We start from the raw sequence: 15,522 nt of genomic DNA on the forward strand, positions 1-15,522 counted from the left end.
ACGGGTTGGCGTTCATTTGTCAAAATGAAGGAAAGAGAAGGGTTTTACATCGTCAGATTGAAAAAATGACAAGAAAGGCCCTTCACCCAATCGGTGCTGGGGTAAATCGTCTTTCGTCGAAAATACCGACCAAAAAGCTTTTTATAGGATGCATGCCTCAATACATAGTGCCCATATCTTGGGCAACAATGAGATGTTAAGAACCCAAGAAGCTCGGAGGTGATCCGAAATGGAAGCCCAGAGGGATCAATGGGCGACCAAGATCGGTTTGATTCTTGCCATGGCCGGTAACGCCGTCGGCCTTGGTAACTTCGTCAGGTTTCCAACACAGGTCGCCCAGAACGGCGGCGGCGCCTTCATGGTGCCGTACTTCATAGCGCTGTTCTTCCTAGGTATTCCAGTGATGTGGATTGAGTGGGTCGCCGGTCGCTACGGTGGAAGGTATGGCCACGGTACTCTCGGTCCAACATACTACCTCATGGCCAGGGAGAGCCTCAAGCCGAGGAGCGCCCTCTGGTGGGGTGTCATCAGCGGTATGCTGGCCTTCAGCTTAACCGTTCTGCTCAACAGCTACTACCTGCACCTCATCGGCTGGTCGGCAGCTTACTCGTGGTTCAGCATAACAGGGGCATACTTCGGAACCAACACCGGCCAGTTCTTCAGCAACTACCTCAGCAACCATGGTGAGGTGTTCCTGTTCTGGGGCATAACCGTTGTCCTGCTGGCGATAGCGGTCGGCCAAGGTGTCAGCAAGGGTATCGAGAGATGGGTCAAGGTAATGATGCCATTGCTCTACATCTTCGCAATCATAATGGTCGGCTACATCTTCGTCCTGGGCTCACCAATAGACCCCAACTGGAGCACCATCGACGGATTCAAGTTCATCTGGAGCCCGAACTGGAGCTACCTCAGTGCGCACCTCTGGGACGTCATGCTCGCTGCGACTGGGCAGATATTCTTCACCCTCTCGCTCGGTATGGGTATCATCCAGAATTACGCAAGCTATCTCGGCCCAAAGGATGACGTTGCCCTCAGCGGTCTCGCAACGGTTTCGCTCAACGAGTTCGCCGAAGTGGTTCTCGGTGGTTCAATAGCCATACCGCTCGCTACCGCCTACGCCCCCAAGATAGTCCCGTCCGATGTCCTCGCCAAGGGCAAGAACGAGGCCCTCGCATGGATCGGCCACAAGTTCGGTCTCGGATTCTCATACACCAGCCTGCCAAACGTCTTCGTAAGCATGGGCGACGCTGGTAAGTTCTTCGGTGCACTATGGTTCCTCCTGCTTTGGTTCGCGGGCTTCACATCGGCCATAGCAATGTACAACTATCTTGTGGCCCTGCTTGAGGAGGACCTCAACATCAAGAGGAGCATAGGCACATGGGTAGTCTTCCTCATATACTTCATAATGGGACTGCCGGTCGTTTACATCAGCGGTTACATGGACCAGGTTGACGCGTGGGTCAGCTTCCAGCTGACACTGCTGGCGCTGTTTGACATCATCGTTGCAGTGTACCTCTTCAAGCCCGACAACTTCTGGAAGGAGCTCCACGAGGGTGCATGGATGGAAGTTCCCGGCTGGTACAAGCCAATAATCCTCTACATAGCACCAATACTCCTCCTGCTACCGCTGGTCGGAACCTTCAAGGGCTTCATAAGCGGAAGGATCGGTATCGCACCGTGGACGGCAATAATCGTCATGTGGATTATTGGATTCATTGAGAGCTACTACTCCATCAAGAGGAAGTACGGCGAGGAGCTGGAGAAGAACGAAGTAATCATAAGGGTCTGAGGTGATGGCAATGGGAAGCTGGGTCATCTACATGCTCTCCGCTTGGCTCGTTATTTTCGCCCTTATGGGCTGGAGCATTGGAAGGCTCCTCAAGGCCGAGAAGGCACAAGGGTCTTAAACCCTCTTCTTTTTACCTTTCCGGAGGGGATAAAGTGAAGAGCAGGGAGATTCTTCTTGACACAGCGGACGTTCTTGAGTCCACGCTCGAAAGAATAGACCGATTGAAGGCCCTCAGCGAGAGGGAGAGGGAAAGGGTAAGGAAAAAGATTGAGACCGCCTCAAGGAATTTCAGGGAGCTGGCGGAGAGGATAAGCAAAGAGAACGACGAACTGGCGGAGTTCTTCTACAAGAAGGCTAAGGAGTTCAAGACGATGAGCACTGACAAGGCGATTGAAAGGGAAGGGAAGAAGAAGTACCTAAAGCTCGCAGATAGATTGCTCCTCTACTCCCGCTCGGCCGAGTACGATTTCATTCCAGAGAAGATGAAGGAACTGAAGAGGGTTTACCGGAAGTACCTCTTCGGAATGACGGCTTTCTTCGTGCTCACGGGCTTTTACCTGAACCAGTTCCTCGCGATAACCGCGCTGATACTCGCGATACCGATAATACTCTCGATGCTCTCCCTCCAGAGAAGGGGCTACACCGGCCTTCTGCTGGCGTATTCGGCGATACCGATACCGGTGATAGTCGGCGCCATGGCCCTGAGCTATTCCCTGAGGGCCCTCCAGAGCCCGGAAACGATAAGAGAAATAGCGGAACATCTGGGCAAGAGCACTTCCTTTGCACAGGGATACCTCGTCTTCCTGCTACTGCTCTCGGCGGTTGAGCTCTACCTGATCATAGACGCAGCGATAGGCCTTTACAGGCACAGACACGCTTTCCTTTAGTAGAGGGCCTCATTGCCCTTCTCCCCGGTTCTTATCCTTATCGCGTCCTCGACGGGGATCACGAATATCTTTCCATCCCCGGGGGTTCCGGTTCTTGCAACGTCCGCTATCGTCTTGACGACCTTTTCAAGGTCCTCGTCCTTAACGACGACCTCAATCTTGATCTTGGGGAGAAGGTCATAGGGAGGAACCCCACCCTGCACTCCCCTTCCCTGCACAGGATAGGCCGTTAGAGGAACTATTCCCATCTGCTTGAGGGCGCTCTTCACCCTGTCAAAATCTTTGGGCCTTATAATGGCCTCGACCTTCTTCATGGGGCACCACGTAAAATATATGAAGGAAGTTAAGAAAAGGGTTTCGAAAATCAAAGCACCTGCTCGACGAACTTCCTGAGGCGCTTTATCGAAATCCGGGTCTTCTTCGCCAGCTCCTCAAGGTCTGCCCCCTTGAGGTCTTCGATGGTCTGAACTCCTGCCTTCTTTAGCTTCTCAAGGGTCTTTGGCCCTATGCCCTTTATCGAGAGCAGGTCGCTTTCCTTGCTTTTCTCCTTCCTGGCGCTCAGCTTCTTCTTGACCTTAGGTGCCCTCTCGGCCCTCTTCTTCTCCCTTTTGGCGACTCTCTCAACGGCTATGGCCGTTGAGTAGGCCCTCTCTTCCGTTACCCTAGGAGTCTTCTCGACCTTCTCCGGGGGCACCTCCGGGGGCTCGACGTACTCCTCAAGCTCCGGCGGGTTCTCGCTGACGTAGTGCTCAACTATCACCGGCCTGAAGGGGTTGTCGCGCTCTTCAAGCCCTTCGAGAAGCTCCTCATCGAACTCCCCTGTCTTAACGTACCTTACCAGCTCGTTGGCCAGCCTGTGGAAGTCCCTGCTGTGAATCAAGATGCGCCTCTTGGCGTACTCCTTGGCCTGCCCGGTGGTTATTAAGAACTGCCAGTCACTTCCCTCAAGGATCATCAGCTCCCTCGCGAGCTGGCCTATGGCACGGTTTACACTGTAGTCCCGCCCGTAGAACTTGCTGGCTATGGCGACCATCCTCTCCTCGGCGCGGTAAACGTGCTCCCACGTCCACTCGGTCTCATCGTTCCACCACGTCGAATGGTCGGCGTTAGCCCCCCACGAACCCTCGGGGAGCTCTATCTCGTGTTTTCTGCCAGAGTACTCCTCAAGGAAGTGGGAGAGACTAACAGTCTCTATCCCCCTAACGGCCATCAGCTCAAGAACCCTGCCGAGCCACTTGACTCCCTCAAACCACCAGTGGCCGAAGAGCTCCGTATCGTAAGGGGCCACTATTATGCCCTTCTCCCCCGTTTTTTCTTCGAACTCCCGCAGGAGGTTTATGACACCCGGAAAACCACCTCCCCCCTCAATGAAGTGTCTCGCGTGCTCCTCGACGCGCTCCATCGCTTTATCGGGGTCGTAGAACTCCTTCTTCCCAAGCTCCACGTCCTTTCCTGTTATCCTCCAGTACTGCCCACCGCTCTCGGGGGCCTTCCTGTGGAACTCCCTGTACCAGAAGTCCCCGGGGTAGCCGTGGTGGGCGCTCCAAACCTGATGGCCGGTCTCCCTGTTCCTCGCGAAGACGGCAACGTTCGAACCTTTCACCCAGTAGGGCCTGAGGGTGCTCTTCTCACCGCTGTAGGGCGGTATCTCACCGTAACCCGCTGAGACAGGCCCCTCATCTATGAGCTTGCTCTCGACGAAGAAGTACCTAATTCCAAACTCCTCAAGGAACTTCTCTATGCCTTGTCTTTTAACCTTCCTTCCGCCGGGAAGCTCCCACTCGCCGGCGGGCCTGTAGGCGCATTCCGAGAGCCACATTCCCGCTGGCCTCTTCCCGAAGTGCTTCTCGTAAGTCGCTATCCCGTTGGCTATCTGCGCCCTTATCGCCTCGTCCCTGAGGAGCAGGGGAAGGTAGGCGTGCGTCGCTGGAGAAGTTATGACCTCCACATAACCTTCTTCCTGAAGCTCCCTGAACTTCCCAAGGATATCGCCGTTTATTGCCCTCCAGTAGGAGAGAACCTTCTCGTAGTGCTCAAGGACAACTTTAACGGCCTTTTCTGAGTATTTGCCAGATTCGAGATCTTCCCTCGTCTTCTCTATTTTCCTGAGGAGGTACCTCTCAAACTCTGCCTTCAGGTATTCATCGGCCAGCTGTTCCATGAGAACGGGGGTTATGTTGACCACTATCTGGAACCTGACGCCAGATTCTTTGAGTCGCTCGAACTCCATGAGTAGTGGAAGGTAGCTTTCGCTCATCGCCTCGTAGAGCCACTCCTCCCCGAAGGGCCACCGCCCATGTTTTCGAACGTAGGGCAGGTGGCTGTGCAGTACGAACGTGAAGTATCCGATCATGTGTATCACCGAGGGTGTTATATACTCATCGTATTTAACTTTATCCCGTCCGGAAGTGTCGTCCGTGACAGAAATGGACATTCAAGCTTATAACCTCCCGGCCCAACTTCACCCGGGTGGGAAGATGAAAGAAGAAATGAGCTCCGTTGACATAAGATACGTTGTGAGGGAACTCCAGTGGCTGGTTGGTTCTCGCGTTGACAAGGTTTACCACGACGGGGACGAGATAAGGATAAAGCTCCGCACGAAGGAAGGGAGGGCCGATTTAATACTTCAGGCTGGCAAGAGGTTCCACCTCACGAGCTACGTCAAGGAAGCTCCAAAACAGCCGTCGAGCTTCACCATGCTCCTCAGGAAGTACCTTGGTGGGGGCTTCATAGATGCCATAGAGCAACACCAGTTCGATAGGATTGTGAAGATAAGGGTTGGAAACTACACCCTCATCGGCGAGCTCTTCAGGAGAGGTAACATCATCCTCGTTGACTCGGAGAACAGAATCATCTCCGCCCTGCGCTATGAAGAGTACAGGGACAGGGCCATAAAGCCCAACGCCGAGTACCGCTTTCCGCCGGCGAGAGAGAACCCTCTGGATGTCTCGTTCGAGCGCTTTCTTGAGCTCATGAGGGAGAACGAAAACCTTGAACTGGTCAGGGCTCTGGCCAGAAAGCTCAACATGGGCGGCCTCTACGCGGAGGAGATATCCATAAGGGCCGGCTTCGAGAAGACAACTCCAGTTAGGGAGCTGAGCGACGATGACCTTAGGAGGGTTTACGAGGCCATGCTGAGCACTTTCAACGACGAGCCAAGGCCGAACATAGTTTTCAAAGATGGGAACATGCATGACGTCGTTCCAATAGAGCTGAGGGTCTATGAGGGACTTGAGAAGAGGTACTTCAACACCTTCAGCGAGGCCCTTGATGAGTACTTTGGGAGGCTGACGATTGAGAAGGCCAGAATAGAGCAGACGAGGAAGCTCGAAGCCAAGAAGAGACAGCTCTTAATGACGCTCAAGAAGCAGGAGGAGATGCTCAAGGGCTTTGAGAAGGCAATGAACGAGAACCAGGAGATAGGCGACCTAATTTACGCGAACTATTCTGTGGTTGAGCGCCTCCTTGAGGAGTTCAAGAGGGCAACGGAAAAGCTCGGTTGGGATGAGTTCAAGAAGAGAATCGAGGAGGGCAAGAAGGCTGGAAACAGAGTGGCCTTAATGGTGAAGGGAATCGACCCGAAGGAGAAGGCGGTAACGATCGAGCTTGAGGGGAAAAAAGTGAAGCTTCACCTCGACAGAAGCCTCGGCGAGAATGCAGAGCTCTACTACGAGAAGGCCAAGAAGTTCAGGCACAAGTATGAAGGGGCCCTCAAAGCCTACGAAGATACGAAAAGGAAGTTAGAAGAGGTTGAGAAGCTAATCGAGGAGGAGATGAAGAAGGAGCTCAACGTGAAGAAAATCGAGAGGAGAAAGAAGAAGTGGTTCGAGAAGTTCCGCTGGTTCGTTTCGAGTGAGGGCTTTCTGGTTTTAGCCGGTAAAGACGCGAGCACCAACGAGATTCTGATAAAGAGACACATGAGCGATAACGACCTCTACTGCCACGCTGACGTCTACGGTGCCCCCCACGTCATCATTAAAGATGGTCAGAAGGCAGGTGAAAAAACCATCTTCGAGGCCTGCCAGTTCGCGGTTTCGATGAGCAGGGCGTGGAGTCAGGGCCTCTACTCGGCCGACGCCTACTGGGCCTATCCAGGGCAGGTGACGAAGCAGGCCCCGAGTGGAGAATATCTAGGCAAAGGGGCATTCATGGTCTACGGAAAGAGGAACTGGCTTCATGGACTGCCCCTGAAGCTGGCAGTTGGCGTTGTGAGCTACGAGGGCGAGGACTTCGTCGTCTGCGCGCCGGTTGATGCGATAAAAGCCCACACAAAGCGCTACATCGTCATAAGGCCTGGCAGGCTTAAGAAGGGCGAGCTTGTCAAGAAAATCAAAGCCATTCTCGAAAAGTGGGGCTATCGGGTTAGGGAGGAAGACCTCAACGCCATCCTTCCACCCGGAGGGGGAGAGATAGCCGAGGTGGTCGGCTGATCACTTCTTCCCCTTTCCGCCTCCAGCGAGGCCTATGAGGAACCCAATTCCGCCGACGATGTATCCGTAGGAGATGATGTTGAAGAGCCCCTTGCCGGTCGTTGTCAATATCGGGTAAGTGAGCAGGGCCATGCCTATTATCCCGAGGAGGTGGCCTCCCCTGCCTCCGGTGAGCCCGAAGAGAGCTCCGATGAGTATCAGGGAAACGCCAGCAACGTAGGACAGGAAGAGCATCGAGGCGTTGGTGGGACTCTGGCTGAGGTCTTTCACGGTCTCCTCTATCTGGGTGACGTTGCTGTAGAGCCCCTTCGCAATCTCCATCATGGTCACCTGCTCGGTTCCGTACCAGGTCTGGGTCTGGAACCAGGGCATCAGGAAGGAGAAGAGCACCAGAACCGCAGCTAAGAACCCGACGACCCTCATGGTAAATCCCTCCCATATTTAGATGACCTTGATGCTTTAAACCTTCCCCTCAGACGAGCTCCTTTCCGGTTCCCGTCATGACGAGCTTTCCGTGCTTAACCCCCTTGAGGCTCAAAAGCCTGTCCGCTATCTCCTTTATCCTGCTCGCCTTGCCTTTGACGATGACGACCTCAAGGCAGTTGTGCTCGTCCATGTGGACGTGGATGCTCGAAATTATCTCCTCAAGGTAGTCGTGCTGTAAATCGAGGAGTTCCTTCACAACATCGGCCTCATCATGGTTGTAGAGCATCGTTATGGTTCCAGCGACTTCAGCGTCCCCAACCTCCCACTCGTGCCTCACTATGAAGTCCCTCATGAGGTCCCTTATGGCCTCGCTCCTGTTGACGTAGCCCCTCTCCTTGATTATCCTGTCAAAGCGTTCCAGCAACTCCTCGGGAACCGAGACGCCAAAGCGGACTATCTTCATAGCACCACCAAGGTAAGTATTCACACCGGAGTTAAAAAGATGTTCCAAAAGCCTTATTATCCCCCAATCCGAATGCCTCACCATGAGGCTCAACGAACTCTATCCCCTAGCGAGGCGCGAGTTTGCCGAGGATTTAATATTCGAGCTGGGTGAAACCCCGGTAACGCTCTCAATAAAGGGCCTCCTGATAGCAAGAAGCCCGAGCGAGGGCTATAACTTCTCCTTCTTCGAGGTTACAGGCAATGACTTCGTGCTGGCCGTTCAAATGAAGGGGTTCGTGCTCTACATCGGGATTGAAAGCGACGAGGAGCTCGACGAGGAGGAGTTCCTTGAGCTCGGAAGGGCTCTCCTTGAGTACCTGACCCCCAAGATAGCGACCCTCATAACCGAGGCCGAGAGGAAGTACTCCGGAAAGGCGGACATACTCCTCGACGACGGCATGTCACCCGAGCTGAAGGAGTTCTTCTTCTCCCTCCTGGCAAAGCACCGGGCCGGAAAAAGCCCCTACGAACAGACCGAGATGGCATAGGGGTGGGTAAATTGAAAAGCTGGGAAAGAATGGTGAGCCTTGTTGTGCTGGCAGTCCTCATCGTCGCCCTTCTGAACGTCTTCGTCCCGGGTGAAGAAGGCGAGAAGGTTAGGGGAGTGAAAAGGCCCGTCCTCTGGGCAATAGACGAGCCACCCATCCTGAAGGAGGCTGAGTGGGAGGAGAAGGATGGAGTCGAGATTGCAACGCTCCCGGCCGAGAAGTGGAAGGAGCTGAGCCTTCAGCTCAAGGCCCTAGGATACTTCCCCGTCTACGGAAACTGGAGCGGTGAATGCAGATGGACGCTGTGGGCCGGAAAGGAGCTCTACTACGTTGAGCTGTCCGGGGAAAAGATAAGGGTTGCCAGGGGAGAGGTAAACTACCTACTCGACTGGATAGGTGAGAACTCCGGATGCGGGAAACCAAGCGCCGAGACGAGGATCATCGGGCCAGACCCGGGGAAGGCGCTGGCCTATGTTGTGACGCTCATAGGGGAGGCCTCTCAGAAGATCGGTATCCTCGCTTTCCCGGGCGAGTGGAAGTGGGGAGCACCGAACTGGAGCCTCGCCAACTGGACGCTGAGGGCCGGGAACGTCACGGTCATTGTCCTCATCTACGGCACCGAGGAGCAGGCCCGCTACGCCTCCTCCTTCATGAAGGACTGTGCCTGCATCCATGCCCTCGGCTACGTTGCCCTCCTCTCCCTCAGGGGAGACCCCTACGATGTCGAACGCCTTTACCGGGCCCTTGAGTCCGTTATGAAAGAGGAGGAAATCAGAGAGTGCGGGTGATGAGCATGAAGAGGGTCCTCGGGGCCATCATAGCCATCGCGGTTCTGGCGTCTGCCCTCTACTACTGGGGAAGGGACGAGGTGAAACCCGTTGAAAAGCCCGCCCTCTGGGGCCTCACCGACCCGCCGGCTCTGACAGATATGAGCTGGGAAAAGACCGGTAACGCTGAAGTCCTGAAGGTCGAGAACGGGAGCGCGCCCCAGCTTTATGGAGAAGTCATAGCAGAGCTCCAGGATCTGGGCTACTCCATGTCCTCCGGGAACTGGAGCGGAACGGAGTGCCAGTGGAGCCTCTGGGAGAGGGCCGGAGGAAAGGCCTACTACGTGGCCTACAACGGGAGTACCTTTTTGGCCGTGAGGGGAAGCTCCAGTGGCGTCCTCAACGAGACCCGGAGGGAATGGCTCTGCGGACGACCCTCGGGATCCTTCATAGCGAGTGCCCCGAGCCCAGGGAAGGCCGCTGAGGTTCTGGCGATAGGCCTCGGAAAGGAGCTTATGGATGCCGGTATTTCCATTGGGCAGGCCAACTGGAGCGGGCCTCTCCCCGACTGGTACCTCGCAAAGTTCTCCTTCGAAGCCAAGACGGGCGACGGCGTGCAGGTGCTCATCCTGATATACTCCAGGGAAGACCAGGTCAGGTACGCCAAATACCTCCTCAGGAAAGCCGATAGGGGTCTGAGGTTCATAGAAAGCGACGCCGGGCAATACAGGGCCCTCATCGTCCTGAAGGGGAGGAAGGCGGACGTTGAGAGGGTTCTCTCGATTATCACCGAGACTCCAAAGGGCTGACGTTTGGACGGATTTTTCCATACTTTCCCCATCTTTTTCGTCAGAGCACCGAATTTATCCCCAAAAAACATATAAATGGGGAAGTGTTCTGCACTACGATGCCCAATGACAGTCAGGAGTGATCGTTTTTGGCTTTATATGCGCCCCCTTAATGGAGCTCTTTAGCCCACAATCTCAAGGGCGGGATTGCTTTTGGCCCTGAACTGAGAAGGGTGCTCGTTTTTGGAGATGAGCTAAACTCCCCACTTTCCGGTTTAGCCATCACGCTCATTATTCCCTCGCTTTTGGGACTTTTTCTTCAAGAAGTCAAGACGGAGGTGTTAGAATGAAAGCCGTTCTTCCGGATTCGAAGATACCGAAGAAGTGGTACAACATTTTGCCGGACCTTCCGGAGCCTCTAGCGCCACCCCTCGACCCGGAGACGAACGAACCGATTGAACCCGAGAAGCTACTCAGGATTTTCGCGGCCGAGCTGGTAAAGCAGGAAGTCAGCAACGAGCGCTACATCGAAATACCCGCGGAGGTCAGGAGGCTCTACGCCAAGATTGGAAGGCCCACCCCCCTCTTCCGGGCGACGCACCTTGAAAAGGCCCTCGGCACGCCGGCGAGGATATACTTCAAGTTCGAGGGTGCAACGGTAACCGGAAGCCACAAGATAAACACGGCATTGGCTCAAGCCTACTACGCCAAGAAGCAGGGAATCGAGAGGCTTGTCACAGAGACGGGAGCGGGCCAGTGGGGAACTGCCTTGAGCTTAGCAGGAGCACTCCTTGGCCTGAAGGTTCGCGTTTACATGGCCCGCGCCAGCTACCAGCAGAAGCCCTACAGGAAGACGATTATGCGCCTCTACGGAGCGGAAATCTACCCGAGCCCGAGCGACAGGACAGAAATCGGACGGAAGTTTTTGGCAGAAGATCCAAACCACCCCGGAGGGTTGGGTATAGCCATAAGCGAGGCCATTGAAGACGTTTTGAGAGACGAAAAGGCCCGCTACGCCCTCGGAAGCGTGCTGAACCACGTCCTCATGCACCAGACGGTCATAGGGCTGGAAGCTAAAGAGCAGATGAGGGAGTTTGAAGAACCGGACGTTATAATCGGCTGCGTCGGCGGCGGGAGCAACTTCGCCGGCTTGGCATATCCGTTCGTGAAGGAAGTCCTTGACGGCAAAGCCGAGTACGAGTTCATAGCGGTTGAACCTAAAGCCGCTCCCTCCATGACGCGCGGTGTCTACAAGTACGACTACGGCGATTCCGGTGGCTACACTCCGAAGATGAAGATGCACACTTTGGGCCACACCTACTACGTCCCGCCGATACACGCCGGCGGTTTACGCTACCACGGCTTAGCACCAACGCTCAGCGTTCTGATAAACCACGGAATCGTCAGGCCAGTGGCCTACCACCAGAACGAGGTCTTCCAAGCGGCCGAGCTCTTCGCGAAGACCGAGGGCATAATTCCAGCCCCAGAAAGTGCACACGCAATAAAGGGAGCGATAGACAGGGCACTGAAGGCGAAGGAAGAAGGAAAAGAGGAAGTCATACTCTTCAACCTCAGTGGACACGGCCTGCTCGACCTTCAGGGCTACGAGGACTACCTCGACGGAAAGCTTGAAGATTACGAGCCCGACTACTTCCCTGCTTTAGAGGAGCCCTGACCCGGCTTTTTCTTTTTATGCCCGGGAAAGTTGAATTTCTGGGAGCTCAAAAGCTTTTTAGAGGGTGGAGAGAATATAACGTAATGGTGGTTGTCTATGGATAAAGAGCCTCCATCTCGCTCTGTTGAGACGAACTTTCTTAGGTCCTTTTTGATTTCGAAAAACGTTGACGAGCTCTCAAGGAACCTTAAAGGGGTTTTGAACTCTTATCTAAACTCTCTTCAGAGCAGACTCGGGGTTGAGGGGCAGACCCTTGAGATAGTTCCCGTTGGGTCATTTTCTAAACTTCCAAACGAGCGAAGGCTTCTGTATCCACTCAGCGAGCTCAACGTTAAAAGTGGCGTTCTGTACGTTCTCAAGGGTGTTCTCCAAGACACGATGGTGGATCCACTCACCGGGCCGTTTTACATCGCTACCTGGGAAATGCTCTCGGCGCAGAGTCTTATGATAGCTCCCCGGAGGAAGATACCCCTCAACGTAAACGGCGCCTTCCTAGGTGGAATAATTTCTTCGATGGCCCTGTTTTCCGGCGACGATGCGAGTGTTATAGCGGGGGAGAGGTACCTCGACAACATACACAGGAACACCAAACTAATATTAGACGAGATATTGAGACGCCTCCAAGGGACTAACCCGTTCACCCAATACGAGGTCTGGAGTGAGCAGGGAAGCAAGCTTCAGTTCTACATAGGAGCTCTCTATCAACTCGCTTATGATTCCCTATCCCTGTGGATGGGCAGTACCCTCGGAAAAATGCTCGACACAATATCTGGGAGAAGCTTAATGCTGAAAGAGGCGGTGAGCTTTCTCATGAAGGATCCGAACTCCAGCGTCCCGGAGTTCCATAAAAGAAGCGCCACCCTGGCCCTTGCTCTGGGGGATGAGCTCGGAAAGGAGATAGCTGAAGTTACACGGGATGCCACGGATTACCTGATCTACGTGGAGACGTTCCAGAGGACAGACGAAGACATCAACTGGAGAATGTTCAGGTAAGCTTTGACAGAATCCTCCTTGGATAGAAGTTCAAGCTCGCCCTGGCCTCTGGAATTTCCATCCCTATGTTTATCCCGAGGCTCATCAAGTCCCTCGGAGAGCGGACTTCCCACCTGCTCTCGGCCGAGCTCGTTATAAACCTCGGCACGCGGTACTTCCTAACGAGCTCCCAGACCTTCATCATGAAGCGCAGAGTTAAGGCTCTCTCGTATGGGCTGGCCTTCAGAAGGGGTGAAAGGGAGAAGCCTATCGCGACGTTTCTCCTTGAGGCCATTCCAGCTAAGGTGTGGTCGAAGCCTGTGTCCTTCCTCCCGAGCCAGGGGCTTATCAAAGCGTCTGCCCCGGCTTCTATCGCCATCCTGTTGACCCTCATGTCGCCACCCTGAACGTAGAGGAGGGCCTTTAGATTCCTGCGCTTCACCTCCCTTATCAGACTGGGCTTTTTGGTAACGAGCAGGAGTGCAACCTTCCCGTATCTTTCCCTGAGTTCCTTTAGTTCATCCTTTAGGGCACCCCACTCGGGCTCATCCTTCAGAACGAGCTTTCTGGTGAACACCACCTCATCGAACCACTCACTCACGAGCTCGTAGGCCTCCTCGCTCCTGACGTCCATCTCGACGAAGTAGTCGCGGGGAAGGTTTTCCTCCGTCATTCCTCCAGCCACTCCCTCACGGCTTTTACTACGGCCTCTTTCCTCATCGGGAAGGCCTTGACCTTTATCTTAACCTGTATCACGTCGGGACCTTCATCAACTTCCGCTTCGCCGAGATATGCCTTCTGCTTGTTGAAGCGAACGTAGAGGGTTCCCTCCTCGTCAACCTTCTCGTCGAGGTGCTCGAGGATGTATTTCTTGTCCTCCTCGCTCAGCAGTTCCTTGAAGTGTTTGAGAAAAGCTCTTACTGCCCTGCTCCTTTTTATCTCGACGTTGACGACCTTAATGGAGTTTCCAAAAAAGCCGGTGGTCTCGCTGACATCTAGGAGAACGTCTTCCTCATCTATCTCCTCCGGGATGAAGGTCGCTATCGCCTCAAGAACCTTGTCTTCGTCCTCGGTCGCCTGAATGAACGTGGTAATCCTGACGTGGTGGGCCTTTAGGTTTGTCATTTTTATCACCGGAGTGAATATACAAAAAGGGTTTAAAAATATGATATTGACAGCCAAAAGCGAAATGCTTTTAAGGACCACACAGAAAAGGATAATGTAAAACCAAAACGGCAATCATCTGGCCTGCCCTGTGGGGCGAATGCCGACCGGCAGGCTGTTGCTTTAGTTCTTTTACCTCCGTACAGTAAGAGTTTTAGCGAATTCTTTAAGCGAACGCAAGTTATCAGAAGCTATGTTATTGTAATCTTCCAACAGACGCCTGCAGAAATTAGCCAGATTATCAGACATTAAAAAGCCTTTGTATGTAATGTTTACGGGAAACTCACATTCATACTCACAAGATTCAGATTCTGGATTGTCACAGTTACTTTGAATCACATCCTCTGCAATTACAACAATTGGACCATCTGTGGTGTTGAATAACTTGAAGTATCTCATCTCTTCAATAATCTCTGTATGGGGATATAACATGTTAAGAACATCTATGTTAATCCATGGAAGATAGTTCTTATCAACTATGAACATGTTCCCAGCCTTAAGAAATGAATAAAAATGATCACGGAAAACGTGCTTTGCAGACTTTCTGTATGCTTTGACATGTACAAACTTTTCTTCATGAGATGATAACACATTCCCAAAAATTTCAAGATATTTTTCTCTTCCTGTCTTGCCTCCTTTGTCCCTCTTAAAATGTTCCAACCCACAGAATCCATATCCTGAAAGACGAGAATCAAACTTTCTGATTATATCCTCCATAACTTTGCCGGAGGGATAAACTACTAATGCCCTAGTCCCCTTACTAATATCAACTGCCACTACCTGAAGAATCTCAATTATATCGGGAGTAATCCACCTCGTAAATTCTTGGTACGCTTCAATTAATTTATCTTTTTTGCCCATCGTACTCAACAATAAAGTACCGAAAGAAGTTTAAAAAGTTTAACAAAAACTGGCCAACTTAGGACAGTATACGAACCATTCACTTGCCCTTGCCCTTGTTGGCCCTTATGCTGGGCCTGACCTTCTCAGCGCCTTTGCCCTTGTTGAGCAGGCCGCGGCTCCTCTTTCCAGCGCTGGTAAGTCCTCGGAAGACCCTGCCCTTGTGGGCCTTGCCAGCTATCCAGGCTATCTTCGGGTCGCTCTTTATAACCGGGTGGTGCGGGTCAACGAGAATGACCTCGAACCACTTGTACATACCGTCCTCGCCGACCCAGTAGGAGTTGAGAACCTCAAGGTTCGGGAACTTTCTCGCTGCCTTCTCCTCGGCAATCCACTGGAGGCTCTTCTTTGGCGAGTACTTGACCATACCCATCTTGCTCGGCTTCCTTCCGCCTTTCCACCTGGGCCTCTTTCTTCCACCCTTCCTCACGCGGACGCGAGCGATAACGTAGCCCTGCTTTGCCTGATAGCCGAGAGAGCGAGCGCGGTCGAGCCTGGTCGGCCTTTCGATTCTCTTAACAACCGGTTCCCTCCTCCACTGGATCATCCTCTTCTTGAGGAGCTCACCGACGTAGCTCTTCTTGGGACTCTTCCAGGCTTCCCTAATGTACTTGTACATACCCATCTTGCTCACCTTCCTCGTTTGTGGTTCTCCCTTCCGGGAACATCCCGCGGGTTTGCCCCGCCAAGTCGAGCCGAGTTCGAGAATTAGTTTTTAAGGGTTGCGGAGTA

General features: G+C 53.4%; 16 protein-coding genes. 8 read left to right on the top strand and 8 right to left on the bottom strand.

Annotated features, from left to right (window positions below):
• The first annotated feature begins 229 nt into the window (after positions 1–229).
• Positions 230–1,789, top strand: coding sequence for a sodium-dependent transporter (locus MVC73_RS03855; RefSeq protein ID WP_297507090.1), 1,560 nt, complete (start codon positions 230–232; stop codon positions 1,787–1,789).
• A 152-nt stretch (positions 1,790–1,941) separates the two neighbouring features.
• Entirely contained in the window at positions 1,942–2,676 is a 735-nt protein-coding gene (locus tag MVC73_RS03860; RefSeq protein WP_297507092.1) for an alpha-glucosidase, read from the top strand.
• Here the strand turns inward: MVC73_RS03860 and MVC73_RS03865 are convergent.
• Complete coding sequence (locus MVC73_RS03865; protein ID WP_297507094.1) at positions 2,673–2,990, bottom strand: P-II family nitrogen regulator; 318 nt, start codon at positions 2,988–2,990, stop codon at positions 2,673–2,675. The two genes, MVC73_RS03860 and MVC73_RS03865, sit on opposite strands and share 4 nt — an antisense overlap.
• Before the next feature lie 50 nt (positions 2,991–3,040).
• A complete protein-coding gene (locus MVC73_RS03870) occupies positions 3,041–5,029 on the bottom strand; it encodes a 1,4-alpha-glucan branching protein (RefSeq protein ID WP_297507165.1) in 1,989 nt (662 codons plus the stop codon).
• 124 nt (positions 5,030–5,153) lie between these two features.
• Here MVC73_RS03870 and rqcH point away from each other — a divergent pair, with 124 nt between their 5' ends.
• Positions 5,154–7,106 carry a ribosome rescue protein RqcH gene (gene rqcH / locus MVC73_RS03875; protein ID WP_297507096.1) on the top strand — a complete coding sequence of 651 codons (1,953 nt, stop codon included), beginning with the start codon at positions 5,154–5,156 and terminating at the stop codon, positions 7,104–7,106.
• Here the strand turns inward: rqcH and MVC73_RS03880 are convergent, their stop codons facing one another.
• Complete coding sequence (locus tag MVC73_RS03880) at positions 7,107–7,529, bottom strand: amino acid permease (protein ID WP_297507098.1); 423 nt, start codon at positions 7,527–7,529, stop codon at positions 7,107–7,109.
• Between the two features lie 49 nt (positions 7,530–7,578).
• Entirely contained in the window at positions 7,579–7,995 is a 417-nt protein-coding gene (gene nikR / locus MVC73_RS03885) for a nickel-responsive transcriptional regulator NikR (protein WP_297507100.1), read from the bottom strand.
• Between the two features lie 82 nt (positions 7,996–8,077).
• On the opposite strand from nikR, the gene MVC73_RS03890 reads away from it, so the two are divergent.
• From MVC73_RS03890 to MVC73_RS03910, 5 genes are all read left to right on the top strand, one after another.
• Positions 8,078–8,524, top strand: a complete 447-nt coding sequence (locus MVC73_RS03890) for a hypothetical protein (protein ID WP_297507102.1) — start codon at positions 8,078–8,080, stop codon at positions 8,522–8,524.
• 11 nt (positions 8,525–8,535) lie between these two features.
• Entirely contained in the window at positions 8,536–9,312 is a 777-nt protein-coding gene (locus MVC73_RS03895) for a hypothetical protein (RefSeq protein WP_297507105.1), read from the top strand.
• On the top strand, positions 9,312–10,100 hold the full coding sequence (locus MVC73_RS03900; RefSeq protein WP_297507107.1) for a hypothetical protein: 789 nt from the start codon (positions 9,312–9,314) through the stop codon (positions 10,098–10,100). The genes MVC73_RS03895 and MVC73_RS03900 overlap by 1 nt, the downstream gene beginning before the upstream one ends.
• 325 nt (positions 10,101–10,425) lie before the next feature.
• Entirely contained in the window at positions 10,426–11,754 is a 1,329-nt protein-coding gene (locus MVC73_RS03905; protein ID WP_297507110.1) for a TrpB-like pyridoxal phosphate-dependent enzyme, read from the top strand.
• A gap of 198 nt (positions 11,755–11,952) precedes the next feature.
• A complete protein-coding gene (locus tag MVC73_RS03910) occupies positions 11,953–12,747 on the top strand; it encodes a hypothetical protein (protein WP_297507113.1) in 795 nt (264 codons plus the stop codon).
• Here the strand turns inward: MVC73_RS03910 and MVC73_RS03915 are convergent.
• The 4 genes from MVC73_RS03915 to MVC73_RS03930 all read right to left on the bottom strand — a co-directional run bounded on the left by MVC73_RS03915 (position 12,740) and on the right by MVC73_RS03930 (position 15,415).
• Positions 12,740–13,399, bottom strand: coding sequence for a Ribonuclease P protein component 3 (locus MVC73_RS03915; protein ID WP_297507168.1), 660 nt, complete (start codon positions 13,397–13,399; stop codon positions 12,740–12,742). The genes MVC73_RS03910 and MVC73_RS03915 overlap by 8 nt on opposite strands.
• The gene (locus tag MVC73_RS03920; RefSeq protein WP_297507171.1) at positions 13,396–13,851 is read right to left on the bottom strand and encodes an RNA-binding protein; all 456 of its coding nucleotides are present in this window, start codon (positions 13,849–13,851) and stop codon (positions 13,396–13,398) included. Before MVC73_RS03920 ends, MVC73_RS03915 begins: the two co-directional genes overlap by 4 nt.
• A gap of 171 nt (positions 13,852–14,022) precedes the next feature.
• Positions 14,023–14,760: a hypothetical protein gene (locus MVC73_RS03925; RefSeq protein ID WP_297507116.1), complete on the bottom strand. Its 738-nt coding sequence runs from the start codon at positions 14,758–14,760 to the stop codon at positions 14,023–14,025.
• A 70-nt stretch (positions 14,761–14,830) separates the two neighbouring features.
• Complete coding sequence (locus MVC73_RS03930; protein WP_297507119.1) at positions 14,831–15,415, bottom strand: 50S ribosomal protein L15e; 585 nt, start codon at positions 15,413–15,415, stop codon at positions 14,831–14,833.
• Between the last annotated feature and the right edge of the window lie 107 nt (positions 15,416–15,522).

This window comes from Thermococcus sp., assembly GCF_027052235.1.
In the GTDB taxonomy this organism is placed as follows: Archaea; Methanobacteriota_B; Thermococci; order Thermococcales; family Thermococcaceae; genus Thermococcus.

Coding starts and splice junctions, on each gene's coding strand:
- MVC73_RS03855 (WP_297507090.1), top strand. CDS start 230: ATGGAAGCCCAGAGGGATCAATGGGCGACCAAGATCGGTTTGATTCTT.
- MVC73_RS03865 (WP_297507094.1), bottom strand. CDS start 2,990: ATGAAGAAGGTCGAGGCCATTATAAGGCCCAAAGATTTTGACAGGGTG.
- MVC73_RS03870 (WP_297507165.1), bottom strand. CDS start 5,029: ATGATCGGATACTTCACGTTCGTACTGCACAGCCACCTGCCCTACGTT.
- rqcH (WP_297507096.1), top strand. CDS start 5,154: ATGAAAGAAGAAATGAGCTCCGTTGACATAAGATACGTTGTGAGGGAA.
- MVC73_RS03880 (WP_297507098.1), bottom strand. CDS start 7,529: ATGAGGGTCGTCGGGTTCTTAGCTGCGGTTCTGGTGCTCTTCTCCTTC.
- nikR (WP_297507100.1), bottom strand. CDS start 7,995: ATGAAGATAGTCCGCTTTGGCGTCTCGGTTCCCGAGGAGTTGCTGGAA.
- MVC73_RS03890 (WP_297507102.1), top strand. CDS start 8,078: ATGAGGCTCAACGAACTCTATCCCCTAGCGAGGCGCGAGTTTGCCGAG.
- MVC73_RS03900 (WP_297507107.1), top strand. CDS start 9,312: ATGAGCATGAAGAGGGTCCTCGGGGCCATCATAGCCATCGCGGTTCTG.
- MVC73_RS03905 (WP_297507110.1), top strand. CDS start 10,426: ATGAAAGCCGTTCTTCCGGATTCGAAGATACCGAAGAAGTGGTACAAC.
- MVC73_RS03915 (WP_297507168.1), bottom strand. CDS start 13,399: ATGACGGAGGAAAACCTTCCCCGCGACTACTTCGTCGAGATGGACGTC.
- MVC73_RS03920 (WP_297507171.1), bottom strand. CDS start 13,851: ATGACAAACCTAAAGGCCCACCACGTCAGGATTACCACGTTCATTCAG.
- MVC73_RS03930 (WP_297507119.1), bottom strand. CDS start 15,415: ATGGGTATGTACAAGTACATTAGGGAAGCCTGGAAGAGTCCCAAGAAG.